The following is a 19002-nucleotide window of genomic DNA, read 5'->3' as shown; positions in this document are numbered from 1 at the left end:
CTTCCTTTTCTTAACTAATAATGCCCGTTTGGGTAATGTTCACTTTGATTTTTGGGATGATCTTCACTTTTGGATAATCAGTGACCCAATTCATTTTCATATACTCATCATAATGTCTGACTCTGTATTTTCTGCCAAGGCTTAAGACGTCAGAATTTGCTTCTTGTAATGTAGCAACAATTTTTTCTGCTTCTTTTGTCAAGATGGTTGAAAGTCTTTTGTTCAGCATTTCAATTTTTTTGTCTGTATCTAGATTATCTTTTGGGTACTCAAGGACAGAAGTATTAAATTCAAATTTGAGTGAGTATGTTAAGTTTCGATGATCGGGATTCAGAATCTCGATGTCTCTCTTCACATCAGTGACTTGGATGGTGATGTAATTGTTTTCTTTTGACTTCATGTCGCTTCTCACTTTTTTTGTGAAGTTGGCATACTTGCCCATTTTTCCGTCCATGACGGTGAGTAGGATCGCATCTTGACCGTACAACTCGCCTTTCTTCTTCTCATTGTCAAATAGAGCAACCCCTTTTACACTGATTAATTTCTTCGATTGATCAAAATAGATTAACGGCAGTGTGAAGTCCTCTCCAGTTTGGAGCATTTTAGATCGAATACTTTGAATGTTTTTAGGTGCTACTTGGGAGGAGCGTGATGCGGTTGTGATCAAGTTATTTAAATAGTCACTCACGATGAGTTTTTCCTTCAGCAGCGAGTTAATCACTTCTTCACAGGTCCCCCCTTGAACAACGGCAAGATTTGCGAGGAGGGGACTTTTTGGATCACGATAAAACATATCTAAGTAGGGCAGAAGACGATTTTGGGCAAATTCATCACCGATCAGCATCACCCGCATTTTCGACATGTCTATTTTTTGATCCACAATCCGGCTGAAGTTGGTTCTCGCTTTTCTTAAAGTAGGGGCTTCAGTTGTGAGAAGAGTGGTTAAAAAGCTACCTGTATTTCCTTGCTCCATACTTTGAGACTGCTGCACCTTTCGATAAGTAATCGAGTACTTCGCATTGTCATCCTCTCCTTGATCAACAGCGGAGGTTAACACAAGAGAGATGTTCTTTAATAAATTTTGATCCCAGCAGCCAGGCATGAATATGAGAGAAACACACATGAGCAACGTCAGTATGTACTTATGACGCATGTGATTTCACCTTCCCTTTGCGATGTTTGATAAAGATGATAATGGCCATAAAGATTGGGAGTGTGTAAATAAATGAATATTGAGCGATGGTGGTAAAATCATTAAAACGCTGAATTCTAAAATTATCGGTTGCAAGGTAACAGCTAGCCGCATAGATCAAAATGGCAAAATAAAAGACATATTTTTTGTGTTCTTTTTTCTTAAGAATACTTGCCACGCCATTCGCACAAAAGTAAAGGTAATTGCTGAGTGTGGCAAGAATGATAAATACCCAGAAACTGAGAAAGATCAAGTCTGTTCGCTCAATCACACCGAACGAAATGGTTTTTAACAAATAAAGAACAGGGTTGGGAATGATATTGAGCTCAATCGGACTGAAGAACATAAAACAAATCAATGTAATAAATAGGTAGTAAAGCGTCGTGCATATATTGGCAATGGTCATGACTTTATATCGTTCCTTAATGGTTCCTTTCATCAATGGAGAGATAATGAGGATCATCTCGAACCCATTCATAGATAGAACGACGTCCTTTAATCCGAGTGAAACTTGAGAAACGTCCACTTGGAAAAAGGGCATGAGGTAGTCGATATTGGTTCCTTTTAATGAATAGAGCATTAAGAGAGACAGCATGAGCAAAAAGGGCGTCAAAATGAAGTTAAACCTGACAATCGCCGTAATTTGCTCCTTTGCAATGTAAATGATGGAGATCATCAGTAATAGATTAATGACCCAATTTGGTGTGAGCGGCAGCACCCAAATGCCAAGAATTCTTGTGAAAATGGATAAAACAACAATGCAGACGGAGGCGAAGTATAACGTATATAGTGCCACCAATGTCCGGCCGATCCATTTTCCGAACACTTCAATTAAGGCTTGGAAAAATGATGTATCAGGATACTTCTGAATGATGTAAATAAAAATGGTGTTAATGATTTGAATGAAAAAACAGGCTAAGATAATCGCCATCCACCCATCGTGTCCCATGTCTTTCATCAGCAAATGGGGGAGAGCTAAAATACCGACACCAATTTGAGATTGAATGATAAAAAAGACAGCTTGAGGTGGAGATATTTTATTTTTCATCTTTATTTTTCCATCCTCTCAAATTTTCAATTTGCTCTTTCTTTTTTGGATTTAAGTAAACAGGGCGCTTTTTGTACATCCACATCGGTAATCGGATCACAGTATCTTTTAAGTCCTGCCAGTTAAATGGAGCCACTGGTGATAAGTACGGGACACCTAGTGATTCGAGGCGGCATAAATTCATCAATACGATCGACAGGCCGAATGAAATGCCAATAAACCCAAACATCGATGCCATAAACATGAGAGGGAAACGAAGCATACGAATGGTGGACGTCATTTCAAAGGATGGGAGGACAAAGGATGCAACAGCTGTCACGGCAACAACAATGACAAGGACATTCGAAATGAGTCCAGCTTTTACCACAGCGTCTCCAATCACCAAACCGCCTACAATCCCAATCGTCTGACCAATTGGCTTTGGCAGTCGCACCCCTGCTTCTCGTATGAGCTCAATCGTAATTTCCATCAGCATTGCTTCAATTAACGGCGGGAAAGGAATGCCGATGATGGAATTTTTCATCGTAATCGCTAATTCATCCGGGACCACCTCATAATGAAAACCAATGACCGCAATATAAAAAGAAGGCAAAATCACTGCGATGATACAGGCAACATAGCGAAGAATACGAATAAATGTAGCCGGAATCCAGCGGCTATTATAGTCATCTGGTGATTGAAAGAAACTAAAGAACGTAATAGGCAGAATGATAGCCATTGGGCTGCCGTCCATTAAGACGACAATTCTTCCTTCAAGAATGGCGGATCTCACTTTGTCAGGTCGTTCTGTGTCAATAAGCTGCGGGAAGATGGAATACGAATCATCCTCAATCGCCTCTACAATAGAACCTGGGCTAAGCAGCGTGTCTACTTTAATAGAAGAAATTCGTTTGTTAACCTCATCTATCTTTTCTTGATTGGCAATATCAGAAATATAAACCGTCGCAACCTTTGTTTCAGATTTTGTACCGACCTTATGATACTGGATTGCAAGTTTTCGATCATTTAAGTGTGAACGCAGCAAATATAAATTGGTATCTAAGCTCTCAACAAACCCATCATGTGCGCCTGCAATAATACTTTCAGAAGAAGGTTCAGAAATGGAACGCAGAGGCGGCTGCCCAACAGCAAATATTTTGATCTGTGCGGATTTTTCATCAAGGAAGGCAATACTTCCGGCAATAATGCTGTCGACAATCAGCGTCAAGTCACCTGTTTCGAGTGAACTAAGAGATTTTGCATAGTCCTGTTTTCCAGGAGGGCCAAGCAAGTTGCCAATAATGAAGTTGTTTAATTTACTTTCATCCACTCTTGTTTTAATAAAAAACAGCACTGATTTCGTTTCATTCACCATCAATTCCCGGTATTCAAAATCAGCGCTTTGTTGAAATGCTTTTTTCAGAATCCGAATCTTTTCCTCAAAACCGCCTGATAAAAAGTGTAAGCGTGTTTGCTCATTCGTATTTGGCATCTTTAGCCTCCTCTCACAGATTTTTTAACCATAGTGTAAGCCGAGAAGATGATTTTATGCGTCATCTTTGGGGAAAGCATGACATGCACCGACAACTTTCAACTAAAATCACATTAAAAATGTTAAGAAATGATGAATCTTGATAAAAAGAAATGAATAATGTTTCATTGTTTAGGTCATAAGGAGTGAATATCGTAAAGAGAGGCTATAACAAAATGATTAATATTTGACATCTTATCCCAATTTTTTGTGACCTGGAAATAAGCAGATGACTTGATTTTTTGACAGGTGACCTTTGTCATAGGTCAACACATAGCGTTCTGACCAATGAGGATGACTTTCTAACCTGTTCATTTAAAAATATAAAATATTCTAAAACACGCACTATTCATTTAAAGCACTGATATGACTGATTTCGTAGAGATGAAAGGACTTTAAAACATTGATTCAAAATACATCTTAATAATTGTCGAAAAATTTAGGGAGAAAAGGACAAAAGATTTTTCACTGTTTGATGGTAACGCTTTCTCTTGTTTGAAGCAGAAATTCAGCCGTCATTTTGTCCGTCTTTTGGCCTTTTCATTTGAGCGTGAGGTAGGCAAATACGCCTTCTGATTAGAGGAATTTGGCATACGAGGAAGTGAAAGATTATGTTACATAATACCGATTGTGATTTTATGCTGAACCTATATACTGTTGATTGAATTTACATATCACACTCATAAAAAAAGGAGATGTAGATAAGCGATGTGGTTAATCGTTATAGCCTGTGTCATCATGTTAGGGATTGGCTTTATTGAAAAGAAGCGTCATCAGAAAAATATCGATGCCCTGCCGGTACGCGTCAATATTAATGGTATACGCGGAAAGTCTACCGTTACAAGATTGACAACCGGTATCTTAATGGAGGCAGGTTATAAAACTGTCGGCAAAACAACAGGAACGGATGCAAGAATGATTTATTGGGATACGCCAGAAGAGAAACCGATTAAAAGGAAACCGCAAGGACCAAATATCGGAGAGCAGAAAGAAGTTATGAGAGAAACCGTTGAAAGAGGAGCAAATGCCATCGTCAGTGAATGTATGGCGGTGAATCCAGATTACCAAATTATCTTTCAGGAAGAGCTGCTTCAAGCGAATATTGGCGTGATCGTAAACGTTCTTGAAGATCATATGGATGTGATGGGGCCAACTCTTGATGAAATAGCTGAAGCCTTTACAGCGACAATTCCTTACAATGGGCACTTGGTTATTACGGATAGTGAATATACAGATTTCTTTAAAGAGATTGCGAAAAAACGCAATACTGAAGTGATTGTTGCAGATAATTCCAAGATTACCGATGAGTATTTACGGAAATTTGAGTATATGGTGTTCCCGGATAATGCTTCACTTGCACTTGGTGTCGCACAAGCATTGGGAATTGATGAAGATACGGCATTCAGAGGCATGTTAAATGCGCCGCCTGATCCAGGAGCGATGAGAATTCTTCCATTAATGGACGCAAAAACACCTGGACATTTTGTAAATGGATTTGCGGCTAATGACGCAGCATCTACATTGAACATTTGGAAGCGTGTAAAGGAAATTGGGTATCCAACAGATGAACCGATTATTATCATGAACTGTCGTGCGGATCGTGTAGATAGAACGATCCAGTTTGCGGAGGATGTACTTCCTTATATTGAAGCAAGTGATCTTGTCTTAATTGGTGAAACGACAGATCCAATTGTGAAGGCATTTGAGGATGGAAAAATTCCGGCTGACCACTTACACAACCTTGAATATCAATCTACAGAACAAATTATGAACATGCTTGAGAAAAAGCTTCATAATCGAGTGGTTTATGGAGTCGGCAATATTCACGGCGCCGCTGAACCTTTAATCGAAAAAATTCAAGAATACAAAATTAAGCAGCTTGTCAGCTAGGAGGAAATATAGAAAATGTTCGGATCAGATCTTTATATCTCGTTAATTTTAGGTGTTCTACTCAGTTTAATCTTTGCAGAAAAAACAGGAATCGTACCAGCTGGGTTGGTTGTTCCAGGTTATCTGGCGCTCGTCTTTAACCAGCCAGTCTTCATTTTAGTTGTTTTATCTGTCAGCTTGCTGACATATGTGATCGTTCGTTTTGGTCTATCGAAATTTATGATTTTGTACGGACGTAGAAAGTTTGCGGCGATGCTGATTACAGGGATTGCCTTAAAGCTCATATTTGATTTCTTCTATCCAGTGGTTCCGTTTGAAATAGCAGAATTCCGCGGAATCGGAATCATCGTGCCTGGATTGATTGCGAATACGATTCAAAAGCAAGGTCTTACGATTACCCTTGGAAGCACATTACTTCTAAGTGGTGCAACATTTGCCATCATGTATGTTTACTATCTATTTTAAGATAAGGTGTGTCCAATGATGAATAAAAAATTGAGCTTTCAGGAAAAGCTGCTGAAAATCACAAAGAACCAAAAGAAAAAGACGAATAAACACGTACTGATTGCTTTACCGATTGTCATTGCTTGTACATTTCTATTTACATTTATCGGGAAAGCACAAGTACCAACTGTAGAAAAGAATCCAGAAAACATCCTGACCGCTTCGTTTGTCGGAGATATTATGTTTGGAAGAAATGTAGAGAAAGTAACAGACCGCTATGGAAAGCAGCATCTGTTCCGCTATGCGAAGCCGTATTTTGATGTATCAGATTATGTAACTGGGAATTTTGAGCATCCAGTGGCTTCAGATAAGGAACAGGCAGCACAAAAGAATATTCATTTGAAAACAGATGAAGATTCTGTACAAGCGTTAAAGGATTTGAATTTCTCTGTACTAAACTTTGCGAATAACCATGCAGCAGACTACGGTGAAAAAGGCTTAAATAACACGATTGATGCCTTTGAAAAAGCTGACATGGATTATACAGGGGCAGGGCGCAACGTCAATGATGCGAAGCAGAACATTTCATACAAAGAAGTGAATGGCGTTAAAATCGCTACCCTTGGTTTTACAGATGTATATGGAAAAGATTTTAAAGCAACAAATCGCAAGGCAGGTATTCTACCAGCTGATCCATCTATCTTTATTCCGATGATTTCACAAGCTGCTGAAAAGGCAGATATCGTTGTTGTTCATGCGCACTGGGGACAGGAATATAACAATGAAGTAAACGACAGACAAAGAGAGCTGGCAAGAGCGATGTCAAAGGCTGGTGCTGATATCATTATCGGTGCACACCCGCACGTTCTTGAGCCGATGGAAGTCTATAACGGAACAGCGATCTTCTATAGCTTGGGGAACTTTATTTTTGACCAAGGCTGGTCAAGAACACGTGATTCTGCCATTGTTCAGTATCATCTGAATGAAGATGGAAAAGCGACATTTGAAGTGGTTCCAATGTACATCAAAGAAGCGACACCTGCTCCAGTCAAAGCAGGATCTCTTGAATCAAAATCGATTATCCGTATGCTGACAAATGGCACGAATGCGGATTGGAAAGAAAAAGACGGACATATTTTCTTTGAAGTCGATCATTCTGATAAAGTTCAAACATTAAAAGAAAACGAGGGGAAGGATAAAAAATGAAATTCCTTAAAGCAAGCTGGCCGTTTGTTGCGTTAATTTTAGTCTTTGTCTTTATGTCTGCTTTTAAATTTAGTGACAGCCTCACAGATCATGAGAAACAAAAGATCTCGGTTGAAATGCAGAAAATCGAACAGCAAAAGCAGTCAAAAGCGGAAGCGAGTAAATAAAGAAATGATGATGAAAAGAGCACGCGAGGCGTGCTCTTTTTTGACGGAAAAAGGTGTAAAATGAAAGGGGTCATGTCGAAACTATAAAAGAAAGGGGGAATAGAGGATGAAATGGAAAGGAATACTGCTTGGAGGATGTGCCATTGTAGGACTCATGTTTATGTCCCAAACAGAGGTGTCTGCTCAAACAACATCTCCTTTAAAACAAGCGGAAACGCTGATAGGCACGCCTTATCATAAAGGAGGAATCGATCCGAAAACGGGCTTTGATGCGTCTGGTTTTATACAATATGTATACAAAACAACAGGTGCATTTGATTTGCCGCGAAAGGTGATCGATCAATACCAAATCGGTGAAAATGTATCATGGGAAAAAGCAAAGCCCGGAGACCTTGTCTATTTTCGCAGTCTTGAAGAAACAAAAGACATCCCGACACACGTTGCTTTGTACGCTGGAAATGATCAAGTGATCCACATCACACTCAGTCAAGGGGTGGTGAAAACAGATGTCAGCAAAAGTAAATATTGGACCGATGGGTTCTATGCGGTCAAACGGCTGCCTGTCTCCCAAGAGATGTCGGATGATCAACTGGTGAAAGATGCGATGAAATATTTAGGAACCCCTTATGTATTCGGGGCATCAGATCCAAAAGTAGGATTCGATTGTTCAGGTTTTTTACAATATTTATTTGAAAAATCACTTGGGATTTATTTACCAAGAAGTGCTGAGCAGCAATGGATGGTTGGAGAGAAAGTAGCACGAGACGATATTCGCCCTGGAGACTTTGTTTTTTTTAGCAACACGTATAAAAAAGGAATTTCACATGTAGGCATGTACATCGGAGGAGACCGCTTTATTCATGCGAGCCGTTCGGAAAGTGTGACGATTTCTTATTTGTCTGAATCGTATTGGCGTGAGAAATGGACAGGTGCGAAACGATTCACTGAGCTGAAACTAGCGAAAGAAGACCCAATCGTATCAAAAGCTGCCACGTATATTGGAGAAGTACCCTATGTAAAAGGTGGTGCGAGCCCAAAGCAAGGCTTTGATACAGCAGGATTCACGCAGTATATCTATCAAGAAGTGCTTGGAATGGAGATGCCTCGCTATGCGCCGGGACAAGTTAAAGCAGGTACACCTGTGAAACGATCGGAACTAAAGCCAGGAGATCTTGTCTTTTTTAAAGGGACTTCGTTGATGCCAGCCATTTATGCTGGTTCAAATCAAGTCATTCATGTGACGGTTTCAAATGGCGTTGTCATTACCAATATGAAAACAAGTACGTATTGGAAGGATAAATATGAGACGGCTGTTAGAATTAAAAAATAAAGAAAAAGCCCGATCAATGCTCAGATCGGACTTCTCGACTTCTCACTAGGCGCTGATCAGACAAGCGTCTTTTTTTCTTGAAATTGATTCTGCAAAAGCAGATCAATAAAATAGGCGACGCCATCTTCATGGTTGCCTTTTGTGATATAGGTGCTTTTTTCTTTAATGACATCCACCGCATTCCCCATCGCTATCCTGTGTCCTGCTTCATCGAACATGGATAGATCATTAGGGCTGTCACCGATCGCATAAATATTGGATCGGTCTACGCCATAATGGGCTGCAAGTTTCTTGAGGGCATGTCCTTTGCCTGACTCTTTTGGCAATACCTCAATGATATGTTCTCCAGATGAGGTCAGTGAGAGCTCAGGCATCTTAGAAAGAAGATCTCGTGCTTCTTGCAGCTTATTCATATCAAATGAGAAGCATAGTAATTTATAGGTTGGTTCATTCGACTCAAAAATTTGACGGATGTCATCGACAGGTTTGATGCCAAACTGTTTAAATTGAGTCATCGCCCCTTCCCATAAATCAGCTACATCCTCGTTAGGATTGGCGCTTTTGATCATATCAAATTCAGCTTTGAGCTTTTCTTTTCCATCAAATGGGGAAAGGAGGGCATCGTCTGTATAGACCTCGAAATAAATGTTTCGTTCCACCAATTCCTTTGCAGCACGTCTTCCAGCTTCTTGATCAAGGGTGATTCTGCTGAAGAGCTTGTACCCTTCTGTATGGACAGTTCCTCCGTTTGCCGCAATAATGGGAATGTCCAAATCCCCAAGAAGCTCTTTTACATCAAAAGTCGCGCGCCCTGTACAAATGGTCACAATATATCCAGCTTCCTTCGCACGAATCAATGCTTGCCGGTTTTGAGCGGATATTTCACTTTTTGTATTTAAGAGTGTACCGTCTAAATCAATCGCAATCATTTTTTTCATTGCTGTTATATCCTCCTTCATTCATGCAATAGCCTCTTCAAAGTATGTACGATTTCCTTCATTCTCATGAAAGAGTCGGATCGTGGATTCCTCTCTTTAAGGCTAAACAAAAATGGTCAATTGATCAAGGATATAAGAAAAAGCGCCCAAAGGACGCTTTCAGCGTGTAGACAAACCCTCGCATTCTTTGTCAGTCCTGCGCTCCGGTGCTCACGAATATCAAATTCGCTCTGCTCCGGTGCTCGTTCTTCCTAGACTGCAAAGGTTTTCTATCACGCTGAAAAGAAGAAAAAGGGCAAACACCTTTTTCAACACATAAAAAGCGCCCAAAAGGACGCTTTCTGTGTTTATGATAATTCAAGCTGTTTCTTCAATTCTGTTTTGACTTCGTTCAGTTGGTTTTGATCCAATTGGTAATAATAAACGCCATTTGGCTGGTAATCAGATCCTTTTAGTTGAATCGTATCAACAGATTTCAATGAAGTGAGTAGTGGGAAAAGACCGACTAGTTCTTTCATTGACAGGTTAGTTGAGACGTTATCACCTAGAGTATCTATGATATTGTCATAAGACGGAATGGACGTTACTGATTTTGATTTATCGAAAATGGCTTTTAAAACTTCCATTTGACGCTGTCCGCGCATGAGATCACTGTCTGCTTTTCTTGTTCTCACATAAGCGAGAGCTTGATTACCATCTAGTGTGTGAGTACCCGTTTGCAGCTGAACTTTGCCCTTTGTATCTTTAAGAATTTGTTTCACAACATATTCATCTTTAATGTTAACGGAAACACCATTCAATTCATTCACAATTTCCTTAAATGCTTTGAAATTACTTTCAATCACAAAGTCGACAGGGATATCTAGTAAATTCTCAACTGTACTCACCGTGAGGTCTGCATCACCAAATGCGTGTGCATGTGTAATTTTGTCATAACCATGACCTGGAATATTAACATATGAGTCCCTTGGAATACTTAATAATTTCACGGTTTTATTCGTACGATTTACTGTCGCTAATACCATTGCATCGCTTCGTGCTTGTTTGACGGTTTCGCCTGGTCTGCTGTCAATGCCAAGCAGCAAGACAGAAAAGCTGTCTTTCCCAGGATCAAATGCTTCAATCCGTTTGACAGATTGTGCACCGCGGTCTAGAGAGACTTGTGCTTTTTTCGCAGCCGATGTCACTTTATAGTAGGCATAGCCGGTGACAGAAGCGGTTGTCAGTAAAAGAATACCAAAAATAAAAAGAGTGACTTTCACCCATGGTTTTAAACGCTTTTTGCCTTTGCGTTTACTTCTTGTTTGATCCATATATTTAAACCCTCGCTATGATTTTATAGTAAAGATGTCCTTCTTCATGCTTACAAACTAAAACAAATATACCTTAAAACGGGATATAGTGCGACATTTTTTTCACTAACGCTTAATTGACGTTTCCTTATCTAAAAAAGTTTCAATGATACGCAAATGAAATATATTTGTCATAAAACATCGAAATGTTTGAAATGACAGGAAGTGAGGAAAATGATTTTTCATAGAGAAACATCCAGTCATTACATAGATAAAAGAGGGGTTATGATCATGAAAAATCGGAATGGGTGGCTTTATTTCTTCGGCGCACTTGGCGGCGCCTTATATGGTTACGATACAGGTGTCATTTCTGGCGCAATCTTATTTATGAAAGAGGATTTAGGTTTAAATGCATTTACAGAGGGACTTGTGGTCAGCTCGATTTTAATTGGGGCGATGCTCGGGTCTTCTCTTTCTGGAAAACTGACAGATCAATTCGGACGGAAAAAAGCGATTATTGCCGCAGCCATTTTATTTATTATCGGCGGATTTGGAACAGCCCTTGCACCGAATACGGAGGTCATGGTCTTATTCCGAATCGTGCTAGGACTTGCTGTCGGATGCTCGACGACGATTGTTCCATTATATTTATCTGAACTTGCGCCAAAGGAATCAAGAGGGGCACTTTCCTCATTAAACCAACTCATGATCACATTTGGTATTCTTCTTGCCTATATTGTGAACTACGTTTTAGCAGATGCAGAGGCATGGCGTCTGATGCTTGGAATTGCCGTTGTTCCTTCTGTTCTCTTGTTATGTGGTATTTTGTTTATGCCAGAAAGTCCTCGCTGGCTGTTTGTCCAAGGACAGGCGGACCGGGCGAAAGAAATATTGTCCAAACTTAGACAAAGTAAGCAAGAAGTTGAAGACGAAATTGCGGATATTCAAAAAGCAGAAAGTGAAGAAAAAGGCGGTCTTAAGGAATTACTCGAACCATGGGTGCGCCCCGCTTTAATTGCTGGTGTCGGTTTAGCCTTTTTACAGCAGTTTATTGGGACAAATACGATCATTTATTATGCACCAAAAACATTTACAAGTGTCGGCTTTGGCGATTCAGCAGCCATTTTAGGAACTGTAGGAATTGGTGCAGTCAATGTTGTCATGACGTTTGTTGCGATTAAAATCATTGATCGTGTCGGGCGGAAAGCGTTACTCCTATTTGGAAATGTAGGGATGGTTCTTAGTTTGATTGTTCTAGCAGTGGTCAATCGTTTTTTCGAGGGATCAACAGCTGCAGGGTGGACGACAATTATATGTTTAGGACTTTTCATCGTCATTTTTGCTGTCAGCTGGGGCCCGGTCGTATGGGTGATGCTGCCGGAGCTGTTCCCAGTACATGTCCGGGGAATCGGTACGGGGGTATCGACCTTCCTACTGCATACAGGGAATTTGATCATCTCGCTCACATTCCCAGCCTTGTTAAGTGCAATTGGCATCAGTAACCTTTTCCTTATTTATGCAGCCATCGGCATAGGTGCCTTCTTATTTGTGAAATATTTAGTCACAGAAACGAAAGGGAAAAGTCTTGAAGAGATTGAAGAAGATTTAAAAAAGAGAAACCGTGCCGTCGTGAATGACGAAGGGGAAACGGTATGAAAAAAGACCAGCTGCATGAGGCCGCTGGTCTTCCTTTGTTAAACAAACGTTTAATCAAGAAAGGACAATCACTCATCTTCTGAACGTGCTGCCTATGACATACATATGGAACAGGCGGGCGAAAGGTGGAAATGAGATGAAAGGAAAAACGAGCATTGTGATGCTGACGTACAATGAACTGCACCTAACGAAAAAATGTATCGACAGTATCAAGAAGCATACTCGGCGTGATGAATATGAACTCATTATCGTGGATAATGCTTCATCAGACGGAACAAAGGAATATGTGAGACAACTGGAAGATGTCGTGTTGATTGACAACGAGAAGAATCAAGGCTTTGCCAAGGGCTGTAACCAAGGGGCGAAAAAGGCAACAGGAGATAGTATTCTTTTTTTAAATAACGACACGATTGTGACCGAAAACTGGCTTTTGCCTTTAAGAGAAGCCCTTTTTGCATCAGAGCGTATTGGCATGGTAGGGCCTGTCTCCAATTATGTAAGTGGTCCTCAGCTCGTTCAGCCATCTTACACAGATGTGAAGGAGCTTCCTGCCTTTGCAAAGGCATATACGGCTTCGAGAAAAGGTCAAAGAACATATGTGCATAGACTTGTTGGTTTTTGTTTGCTGGTCAAAAGAGAGCTGATCGAGGATGTAGGGTTATTTGATGAGCGGTTTGTATATGGATCATTTGAGGATGATGACCTTTGTCTGCGTTCTTTGCTAAAGGGATACCAGCTGCAAATCGTCCATGATTCATTTGTACATCATCACGGTCATGCCACATTCAATGCCAATGAAGAAACGAATATCTCTACATTGTTTGCGGAGAACAGGCTTCGATTTTTAGATAAATGGGGTATTGATTTAAACCTGATCTCCCCCCATCCATATTTTGCAGCACTGCTCCCTGAGGATGCCGTATGTGTGCTGGATGTTGGCTGCGGTGCTGGGGCGACAGGGCTTGAACTGATCAACCGGCAGTCCGTTGACATGTACGGAGTAGAGGCGGATGCATTAAAAGCAGAGATGGCAAAGGCGTATTACAAAGAAGTGATTGAGACAAAAGCGGAGGCGTATCCTTGGTCAGAGAAAGAAGCTTTTTTTGATGCTGTGATCTTTTCTGATGTGTTAGAGCATGTGTCAGATCCATGGCAGATGATTGCTCAAGCGCATGCGTCTTTAAAACCAGGTGGCGTGATCATTTGCTGCTTACCTAATATGATGCATGCGGAAGTACTGCTGCCTTTAATGGCAGGTGATTTTACGTATCAAGATGTGGGGATTTTAGATCGAACACATATGAGATTTTTCACACCAAATACAATGCGGGCGCTCTTTCCAGACCATTTGTTTCATCGCGTGATTGAACAGCCCATCAATGTGCCAATTGATCAAAACGTTCAATTGTTTTTTGACGAAGTGGCGAGAGTAGGAGAGTCACTTGGCTTTCAAACAAAAGCATTATCTGATCAAGTGACGCTCTATCAGCTTTTGATCGTTGCACGTAAAAAAGGCGGTTCCCCCTCCGGGTAATCCGCCTCAGCGTGTAGGCAAACCCTCGCATTCTTTGTCAGTCCTCTGCGCCAGTGCTCGCGAATCCTTCATTCGCTCTGCTCCGGTACTCGTCCTTCCTAGACTGCAAAGGTTTTCTATCACGCTGAAAAGAAGACAAAGGGCTAAAGCAAAGTTCATTTTAGCCCTTTGTCAACCATCTAAGGCGGTCATCCGCCTTTTGTGCTACCATTTAAAGTTTTTCGTTGCGCCTTCTGCACCAAAGTTCAAAATGCTCACTTTTACGTCATATGCAATGTCTACTTCTTGAAATAGTGTATCCCATTCGTTGCGGTGCTGATCCCAAAAGTCTGGATACTTGATGCGCACCTGCCGGTTTAAAAAAATCGGGTCAACACCCACATCTTTTTGCATGTGATTGACAGCTTTTTGAATGCGCTCTTTGATTTTGCGTTCAAAAATGCGCTCAAATCGTTTGATGTATTGCTCATCGTATGAGTTTTCAGGGGGATATTGATCTTCTGATAGTTTCCCGTTTGTTTGTACACTAATTTTAAAGGAGATCTTTCCGTTCTTCAGATAGGGTTCAATCTTGGACTTTGCTTTCTTGATTTCATACGTAATCGGAAAGCCTTTGTAGGTGGCAGGTACGACTCCGCCTGAGATGCGATTCATGACCCAGTTTAAAGATTGGACATCTTTTGCTGGTATGAATCCTATCAGCTTTCGCGTTTTCCCATGGATAATGCCTGCACCATCATAGGTGAGTTCTCCGTTTACGACATCCACACTTTGGACAAGAAAGCTTGTACCCATCTGAAAGTAATCCGACGCTCGGCCAATACGTGTTGGCAGTAAAATCTTCCCGTTAAAGCTCCGGTTTTTTGATGTTTCAAAAATATGCTCGACTGGAACCCTTTGTTGTGATTTTAATTTTTGATTGATGACTTTTGATGCCTCATGGCGTGACACTAAGAGGTAGCTGCTTCTTCGAACCTCATCATCTCGTATAAAGTGGTTGAGTGTTCCTTGAATATCATGATGCTCGGCTTGATTTTTGCCAAACAAAAAGATTTTGAGGTGATCACTGTAAATCGGCGGGTCCTTCAAAGCGACATTGCTGACTGCTTCCAGTACATTTTTCCCCTTTGAGACGACATTCACATAGCCAGGGGAATCTGCTTCTTGTGTTCCGCCCATTTTAGGGACAAGGTTTTGATAGGTGAGTTTGACTCCGTTATCATCTTCCTCGTCAATGCCAACACCGCGCACAAACGATAATTTCTCAATATCTTTTAAGTCCCAGCAACCTGTCGATAAAAGCAAAAGACAGCAAGACAGAAAGGTGAGCCATAAACGCCGCCCTTTCATGCAGATCGACCTCCCCATTTTTTACGTATCATGAGCAGAATAGCTGTTATAAAAGGAATCGCCAAAACAGCGAATAATGCATAGCCGAGTAAAGTCGAGTAGTAAAAGACTTCATTGATATTTCTCGGAAAAAGAGAGAGAGCTGAGGTCAGCAAAAACAGCAACCATAGCAGTCTCGTTAAATTGGTTGTCTTAAACACCGTTTGACATCCTTTAATCGCAAATTGGAAAAAGCCAAGCATACAAATAAACTGCTGGCACGTCCAGATCGTCAGTAAGAAAATATCAAAGCGTTCAATGAAGACCCCTTCTAGTTCTAGCGCTTGAATGAGTGAGACAGTGGGCCAGGTGAGTGATTTCGTTTCTCCAACCGTCATGGAACCAATCACAATAAAGAGCGTGAGGGAGTAAATAAGTGTGGTGATCCCTACACCGATCGCTGCGGCCCATTTCGCTTTTGACCATTTGTCTTTATAGATAAGCGGTACGACAAACAAAATGACTTCAAAGCCTGTAAATTGAATAAATGTTTGAGAGAACAAATTACTAAAATCTTTAAACCCGTGAGCCATTACCGGGCGTAAGTAATCAAAATCAAATATTTTCAAACTAAACAGCATGAGCCCAATGTAAATGATCATGGTCATCGGATAAATATATGTCACCATTTTCACTACCGGAAAAATGCCGCTTTTTAAATGATAGATCGCCACCAGTAAAAAAATCATCACAATCACTGTCATCGGGGTCGATTGCAACAGGAAAAATTGAACCACTTCCCCCAGTACACGCGCCTCAAAGCCAACAATGGCTAGTAAATAACCGATCAGCATTAGGTTAAAGATCGTACCAAAGAAGGCACCGGCTCCTTTTGTATTCGATTCAAAAATGGTATCCGGTGCATTCTTCTCCGCAATCCAACCTAGCAAAAAAGCAACGAAAGCAAAGATGACTCCCTGTATTAATACAATGATCCAGCCATCAGGGAATCCTGAATTGGCAGAACTGCGAGGAATGGTTAAAATTCCAGCGCCTATCATTGTAGAACTGCACAGAATGGTGACTTGTAACAATGATAGCTTCTCAGCTCTGTACATCGTTTACTCTCCTTGTCTTTTGAGATTTTTTGTCTTGGCTGTTTTCGGTCTCGATTTAAATAGCCCTATTGGTAAACGAACGTACGTATCTTTTAAATCTGAAAACGGTGAAGACAAAACAGGTGTGAAATAGTCAAAACCAAAGGTCTTTAGCTGCATCAAGTGACAAAGTACAAATAAATAACACATGATGAGGCCGTATAATCCAAACATGGCTGAACTGAAGATCGCCATAAACCGCAGGATGCGTAAGGGAAAGCTGAAATCATATGATGGAGCAGTAAAATCGGCTAGTGCCGTCAGAGACACAATAATCACCATTAAAGCACTGACAATATTGGCTTGGACAGCCGCCTGTCCAATAATGACGCCGCCAATCAGTCCAATCGTCTGCCCAATCGCCCTAGGAAGACGAAGTCCAGCTTCCCGCAGCAGTTCAATCGTAAACGACATCAAAATGGCTTCCACTACAGGAGGAAAGGGCACATTTTGCCGGCTGCCTGCGATGGTCAGTGCCATTCGTGTTGGTAATAAACCAGGATGATAGGAAACAAGGGCGATATAGAGTCCCGGTAAAAAGATCGTCAAAAGCACGGCAATATAACGGAGCAAACGCAAAAGAGTCGCACTTGTCCATCTTTGATAATAATCCTCCGGTGATTGCATCAAGGCAGTGAGAGTCATCGGCATAATGAGGGCAAAGGGCGTCCCATCGAGCAAAATAGACACCTTTCCTTCGAGCACAGAGGCAATCACCCGATCAGGACGTTCTGTATTTTGAATCTGTGGAAAAATAGAGACATGACTGTCTTCAATCAACTGTTCAATATAGCCGGACTCAGGAATATCATCCATTTTGATTTGCTTCATACGAGAGAATACATCATCTACTAGTTTGGGGTCTGCGATATCACGAACATACACAAGAGCAGCAGATTTCTTGTTACGAGTACCTATGTTTACCTTTTGAATGACAAGGTTCGGATCGTTTGCTCTTTCACGAAGCAATGCCGTGTTTTTTTCAAGATTTTCAATAAATCCAATCCGGGGTCCTCTAACAAGGACTTCTGATTGCGGCTCCTCTACTTCTCTAAATTGAAAAAGATTCGTATGGAGCGCAAGCGCTTGAGTGGCCCTATCCACAAATAAAATAGCCCTGCCGCTGTATAACTGCTCGATGGCAAGGTTCATATCTTCCAGCACATCATTTTGAATGCCAAAGAACGTTTTAGAAAGGGAAGAAAGTGTGGTGTGGTCGACCTCAGTGATGGTCAGTTCCTTTTGCATAGGTGAAATGATTTGTTTGGAAAGCATCTCAAATTCTGTGAGTCCTTCAACGTACACGAGACATGCAGAGACAGCGGAAGGACCAAATGAAAAAGAGTGGAACACGATATCATCACTTTTGCCGGCAAAGCTTTTGACACGCTGAATGACGGACTCTATATCTTGTTCAATACGACTTTTCATAATACCTCACCCTCATGTCTTTTTTTATAGAGTGACTCGGAAGGAGAAGAATTATGCAAATAGAAAAAAGAGAATCCCCTAAAATAGGAATTCTCTTCACATGTTTATCTCGCCAGCCAGCCGCCATCTACGGCTAAAATATGACCGTTCATATAATCAGAGGCAGGGGAGCTGAGAAAGACGGCGGCACCTGCTAGATCTTCAGGTCGTCCCCAGCGTCCAGCGGGGATTCGTTTCAGAATCTCTTCATTCCGGTTCGCATCGTCACGAATGGCTTGCGTGTTATTGGTTGCAATATAACCAGGCGCGATCGCATTGACCTGAATATGCTGACTTGCCCATTCATTTGCAAAAGCTTTCGTCAAACCTGCGACAGCATGCTTACTTGCTGTATAAGCGGGAACAAAGACACCACCTTGAAATGATAGAAGGGAAGCGATATTGACAATTTTCCCTTGCCCTTTTTGCAGCATCTGCTGTCCGACCTTTTGCGTGAGGAAAAAGAGACTGTTGATATTCACATCCATCACAGTATGCCAGTTTTCCTCTGAATATTGAGCGGCCTCTTCTCTTTTAATGGTCCCAGCATTATTAATCAAAATATCAATTGAATGCTGCTTTAAAAGGGCATCAACATCCCGCTTTGCGGACTTAGGATCTGAAAAGTCTACTTGAATCGCATGAAATGATCTGCCGGTCTGTTCGACAAGTTCTTTTGTTTCATCAAGCGGCGTATGGTGGTAGGTGCCGATGATATCTGCACCTGAACGGGCAAGCGCTACGGCAATCCCTTGCCCAATTCCAGTTCCAGGACCTGTGACAAGAGCTGTTTTGCCTTCGAGGGAAAAGAGGGACGCTACATATGATGTCGACGTCAT

Annotated in this window: 16 protein-coding genes; 7 read left to right on the top strand and 9 right to left on the bottom strand. The window is 41.2% G+C overall.

Annotated elements, in window-relative coordinates; translation table 11 throughout:
- Positions 1-10: 10 nt before the first annotated feature.
- The 3 genes from LCD34_RS08040 to LCD34_RS08030 are packed head-to-tail and all read right to left on the bottom strand — an operon-like array spanning position 11 to position 3711.
- Positions 11-1153, bottom strand: a complete 1143-nt coding sequence (locus tag LCD34_RS08040; protein WP_035389743.1) for a Ger(x)C family spore germination protein — start codon at positions 1151-1153, stop codon at positions 11-13.
- Complete coding sequence (locus LCD34_RS08035; protein ID WP_035702259.1) at positions 1143-2240, bottom strand: endospore germination permease; 1098 nt, start codon at positions 2238-2240, stop codon at positions 1143-1145. Before LCD34_RS08035 ends, LCD34_RS08040 begins: the two co-directional genes overlap by 11 nt.
- Complete coding sequence (locus tag LCD34_RS08030; protein ID WP_008343262.1) at positions 2230-3711, bottom strand: spore germination protein; 1482 nt, start codon at positions 3709-3711, stop codon at positions 2230-2232. Before LCD34_RS08030 ends, LCD34_RS08035 begins: the two co-directional genes overlap by 11 nt.
- Positions 3712-4458: 747 nt before the next feature.
- Between LCD34_RS08030 and pgsB the strand changes: the two genes are divergently transcribed.
- The 5 genes from pgsB (at position 4459) to LCD34_RS08005 (ending at position 8787) form a co-directional block, all read left to right on the top strand.
- Complete coding sequence (gene pgsB, locus LCD34_RS08025) at positions 4459-5640, top strand: poly-gamma-glutamate synthase PgsB (RefSeq protein WP_007497522.1); 1182 nt, start codon at positions 4459-4461, stop codon at positions 5638-5640.
- A gap of 15 nt (positions 5641-5655) precedes the next feature.
- Positions 5656-6105 carry a poly-gamma-glutamate biosynthesis protein PgsC gene (pgsC, locus tag LCD34_RS08020; RefSeq protein ID WP_007497520.1) on the top strand — a complete coding sequence of 150 codons (450 nt, stop codon included), beginning with the start codon at positions 5656-5658 and terminating at the stop codon, positions 6103-6105.
- An 18-nt stretch (positions 6106-6123) separates the two neighbouring features.
- Positions 6124-7290, top strand: coding sequence for a CapA family protein (locus LCD34_RS08015; RefSeq protein ID WP_017360004.1), 1167 nt, complete (start codon positions 6124-6126; stop codon positions 7288-7290).
- Positions 7287-7457 (top strand): hypothetical protein, encoded by a 171-nt coding sequence (locus LCD34_RS08010; protein ID WP_008343253.1) that lies wholly within the window; start codon positions 7287-7289, stop codon positions 7455-7457. Before LCD34_RS08015 ends, LCD34_RS08010 begins: the two co-directional genes overlap by 4 nt.
- A 106-nt stretch (positions 7458-7563) precedes the next feature.
- Positions 7564-8787, top strand: coding sequence for a C40 family peptidase (locus LCD34_RS08005; RefSeq protein WP_224558769.1), 1224 nt, complete (start codon positions 7564-7566; stop codon positions 8785-8787).
- Between the two features lie 56 nt (positions 8788-8843).
- Here the strand turns inward: LCD34_RS08005 and LCD34_RS08000 are convergent, their stop codons facing one another.
- Both LCD34_RS08000 and LCD34_RS07995 read right to left on the bottom strand, forming a co-directional pair.
- Positions 8844-9725 (bottom strand): Cof-type HAD-IIB family hydrolase, encoded by an 882-nt coding sequence (locus LCD34_RS08000; RefSeq protein WP_172673031.1) that lies wholly within the window; start codon positions 9723-9725, stop codon positions 8844-8846.
- A gap of 347 nt (positions 9726-10072) precedes the next feature.
- The gene (locus tag LCD34_RS07995; protein ID WP_017360001.1) at positions 10073-11038 is read right to left on the bottom strand and encodes an LCP family protein; all 966 of its coding nucleotides are present in this window, start codon (positions 11036-11038) and stop codon (positions 10073-10075) included.
- 270 nt (positions 11039-11308) lie between these two features.
- Between LCD34_RS07995 and LCD34_RS07990 the strand changes: the two genes are divergently transcribed.
- Both LCD34_RS07990 and LCD34_RS07985 read left to right on the top strand, forming a co-directional pair.
- Positions 11309-12673 carry a sugar porter family MFS transporter gene (locus LCD34_RS07990; protein ID WP_100218329.1) on the top strand — a complete coding sequence of 455 codons (1365 nt, stop codon included), beginning with the start codon at positions 11309-11311 and terminating at the stop codon, positions 12671-12673.
- A gap of 136 nt (positions 12674-12809) precedes the next feature.
- On the top strand, positions 12810-14207 hold the full coding sequence (locus tag LCD34_RS07985; RefSeq protein ID WP_048003427.1) for a bifunctional glycosyltransferase family 2 protein/class I SAM-dependent methyltransferase: 1398 nt from the start codon (positions 12810-12812) through the stop codon (positions 14205-14207).
- Positions 14208-14411: 204 nt separating this feature from the next.
- On the opposite strand, the gene LCD34_RS07980 is transcribed toward LCD34_RS07985, so the two are convergent.
- The 4 genes from LCD34_RS07980 to kduD all read right to left on the bottom strand — a co-directional run bounded on the left by LCD34_RS07980 (position 14412) and on the right by kduD (position 19002).
- Complete coding sequence (locus LCD34_RS07980) at positions 14412-15557, bottom strand: Ger(x)C family spore germination protein (protein ID WP_224558768.1); 1146 nt, start codon at positions 15555-15557, stop codon at positions 14412-14414.
- Positions 15554-16654 (bottom strand): GerAB/ArcD/ProY family transporter, encoded by a 1101-nt coding sequence (locus tag LCD34_RS07975; protein ID WP_007499883.1) that lies wholly within the window; start codon positions 16652-16654, stop codon positions 15554-15556. Before LCD34_RS07975 ends, LCD34_RS07980 begins: the two co-directional genes overlap by 4 nt.
- Before the next feature lie 3 nt (positions 16655-16657).
- Positions 16658-18124, bottom strand: coding sequence for a spore germination protein (locus tag LCD34_RS07970; RefSeq protein ID WP_035389723.1), 1467 nt, complete (start codon positions 18122-18124; stop codon positions 16658-16660).
- A 104-nt stretch (positions 18125-18228) separates the two neighbouring features.
- Positions 18229-19002: a 2-dehydro-3-deoxy-D-gluconate 5-dehydrogenase KduD gene (kduD, locus tag LCD34_RS07965; RefSeq protein WP_212046933.1), complete on the bottom strand. Its 774-nt coding sequence runs from the start codon at positions 19000-19002 to the stop codon at positions 18229-18231.

It is taken from the genome of Bacillus sp. RAR_M1_44 (assembly GCF_020165935.1).
In the GTDB taxonomy this organism is placed as follows: Bacteria; Bacillota; Bacilli; order Bacillales; family Bacillaceae; genus Bacillus; species Bacillus altitudinis.
The sequence above is the reverse complement of the archived record's forward strand: the minus strand, read 5'-3'. Positions and strand labels throughout refer to the sequence as shown.

Bases quoted from the DNA above. Each gene is read 5' to 3' on its own strand.
- LCD34_RS08040 (WP_035389743.1), bottom strand. From the start codon at position 1,153: ATGCGTCATAAGTACATACTGACGTTGCTCATGTGTGTTTCTCTCATA.
- LCD34_RS08035 (WP_035702259.1), bottom strand. From the start codon at position 2,240: ATGAAAAATAAAATATCTCCACCTCAAGCTGTCTTTTTTATCATTCAA.
- LCD34_RS08030 (WP_008343262.1), bottom strand. From the start codon at position 3,711: ATGCCAAATACGAATGAGCAAACACGCTTACACTTTTTATCAGGCGGT.
- pgsB (WP_007497522.1), top strand. From the start codon at position 4,459: ATGTGGTTAATCGTTATAGCCTGTGTCATCATGTTAGGGATTGGCTTT.
- pgsC (WP_007497520.1), top strand. From the start codon at position 5,656: ATGTTCGGATCAGATCTTTATATCTCGTTAATTTTAGGTGTTCTACTC.
- LCD34_RS08015 (WP_017360004.1), top strand. From the start codon at position 6,124: ATGAATAAAAAATTGAGCTTTCAGGAAAAGCTGCTGAAAATCACAAAG.
- LCD34_RS08010 (WP_008343253.1), top strand. From the start codon at position 7,287: ATGAAATTCCTTAAAGCAAGCTGGCCGTTTGTTGCGTTAATTTTAGTC.
- LCD34_RS08005 (WP_224558769.1), top strand. From the start codon at position 7,564: ATGAAATGGAAAGGAATACTGCTTGGAGGATGTGCCATTGTAGGACTC.
- LCD34_RS08000 (WP_172673031.1), bottom strand. From the start codon at position 9,725: ATGAAAAAAATGATTGCGATTGATTTAGACGGTACACTCTTAAATACA.
- LCD34_RS07995 (WP_017360001.1), bottom strand. From the start codon at position 11,038: ATGGATCAAACAAGAAGTAAACGCAAAGGCAAAAAGCGTTTAAAACCA.
- LCD34_RS07990 (WP_100218329.1), top strand. From the start codon at position 11,309: ATGAAAAATCGGAATGGGTGGCTTTATTTCTTCGGCGCACTTGGCGGC.
- LCD34_RS07985 (WP_048003427.1), top strand. From the start codon at position 12,810: ATGAAAGGAAAAACGAGCATTGTGATGCTGACGTACAATGAACTGCAC.
- LCD34_RS07980 (WP_224558768.1), bottom strand. From the start codon at position 15,557: ATGAAAGGGCGGCGTTTATGGCTCACCTTTCTGTCTTGCTGTCTTTTG.
- LCD34_RS07975 (WP_007499883.1), bottom strand. From the start codon at position 16,654: ATGTACAGAGCTGAGAAGCTATCATTGTTACAAGTCACCATTCTGTGC.
- LCD34_RS07970 (WP_035389723.1), bottom strand. From the start codon at position 18,124: ATGAAAAGTCGTATTGAACAAGATATAGAGTCCGTCATTCAGCGTGTC.
- kduD (WP_212046933.1), bottom strand. From the start codon at position 19,002: ATGACGTCGACATCATATGTAGCGTCCCTCTTTTCCCTCGAAGGCAAA.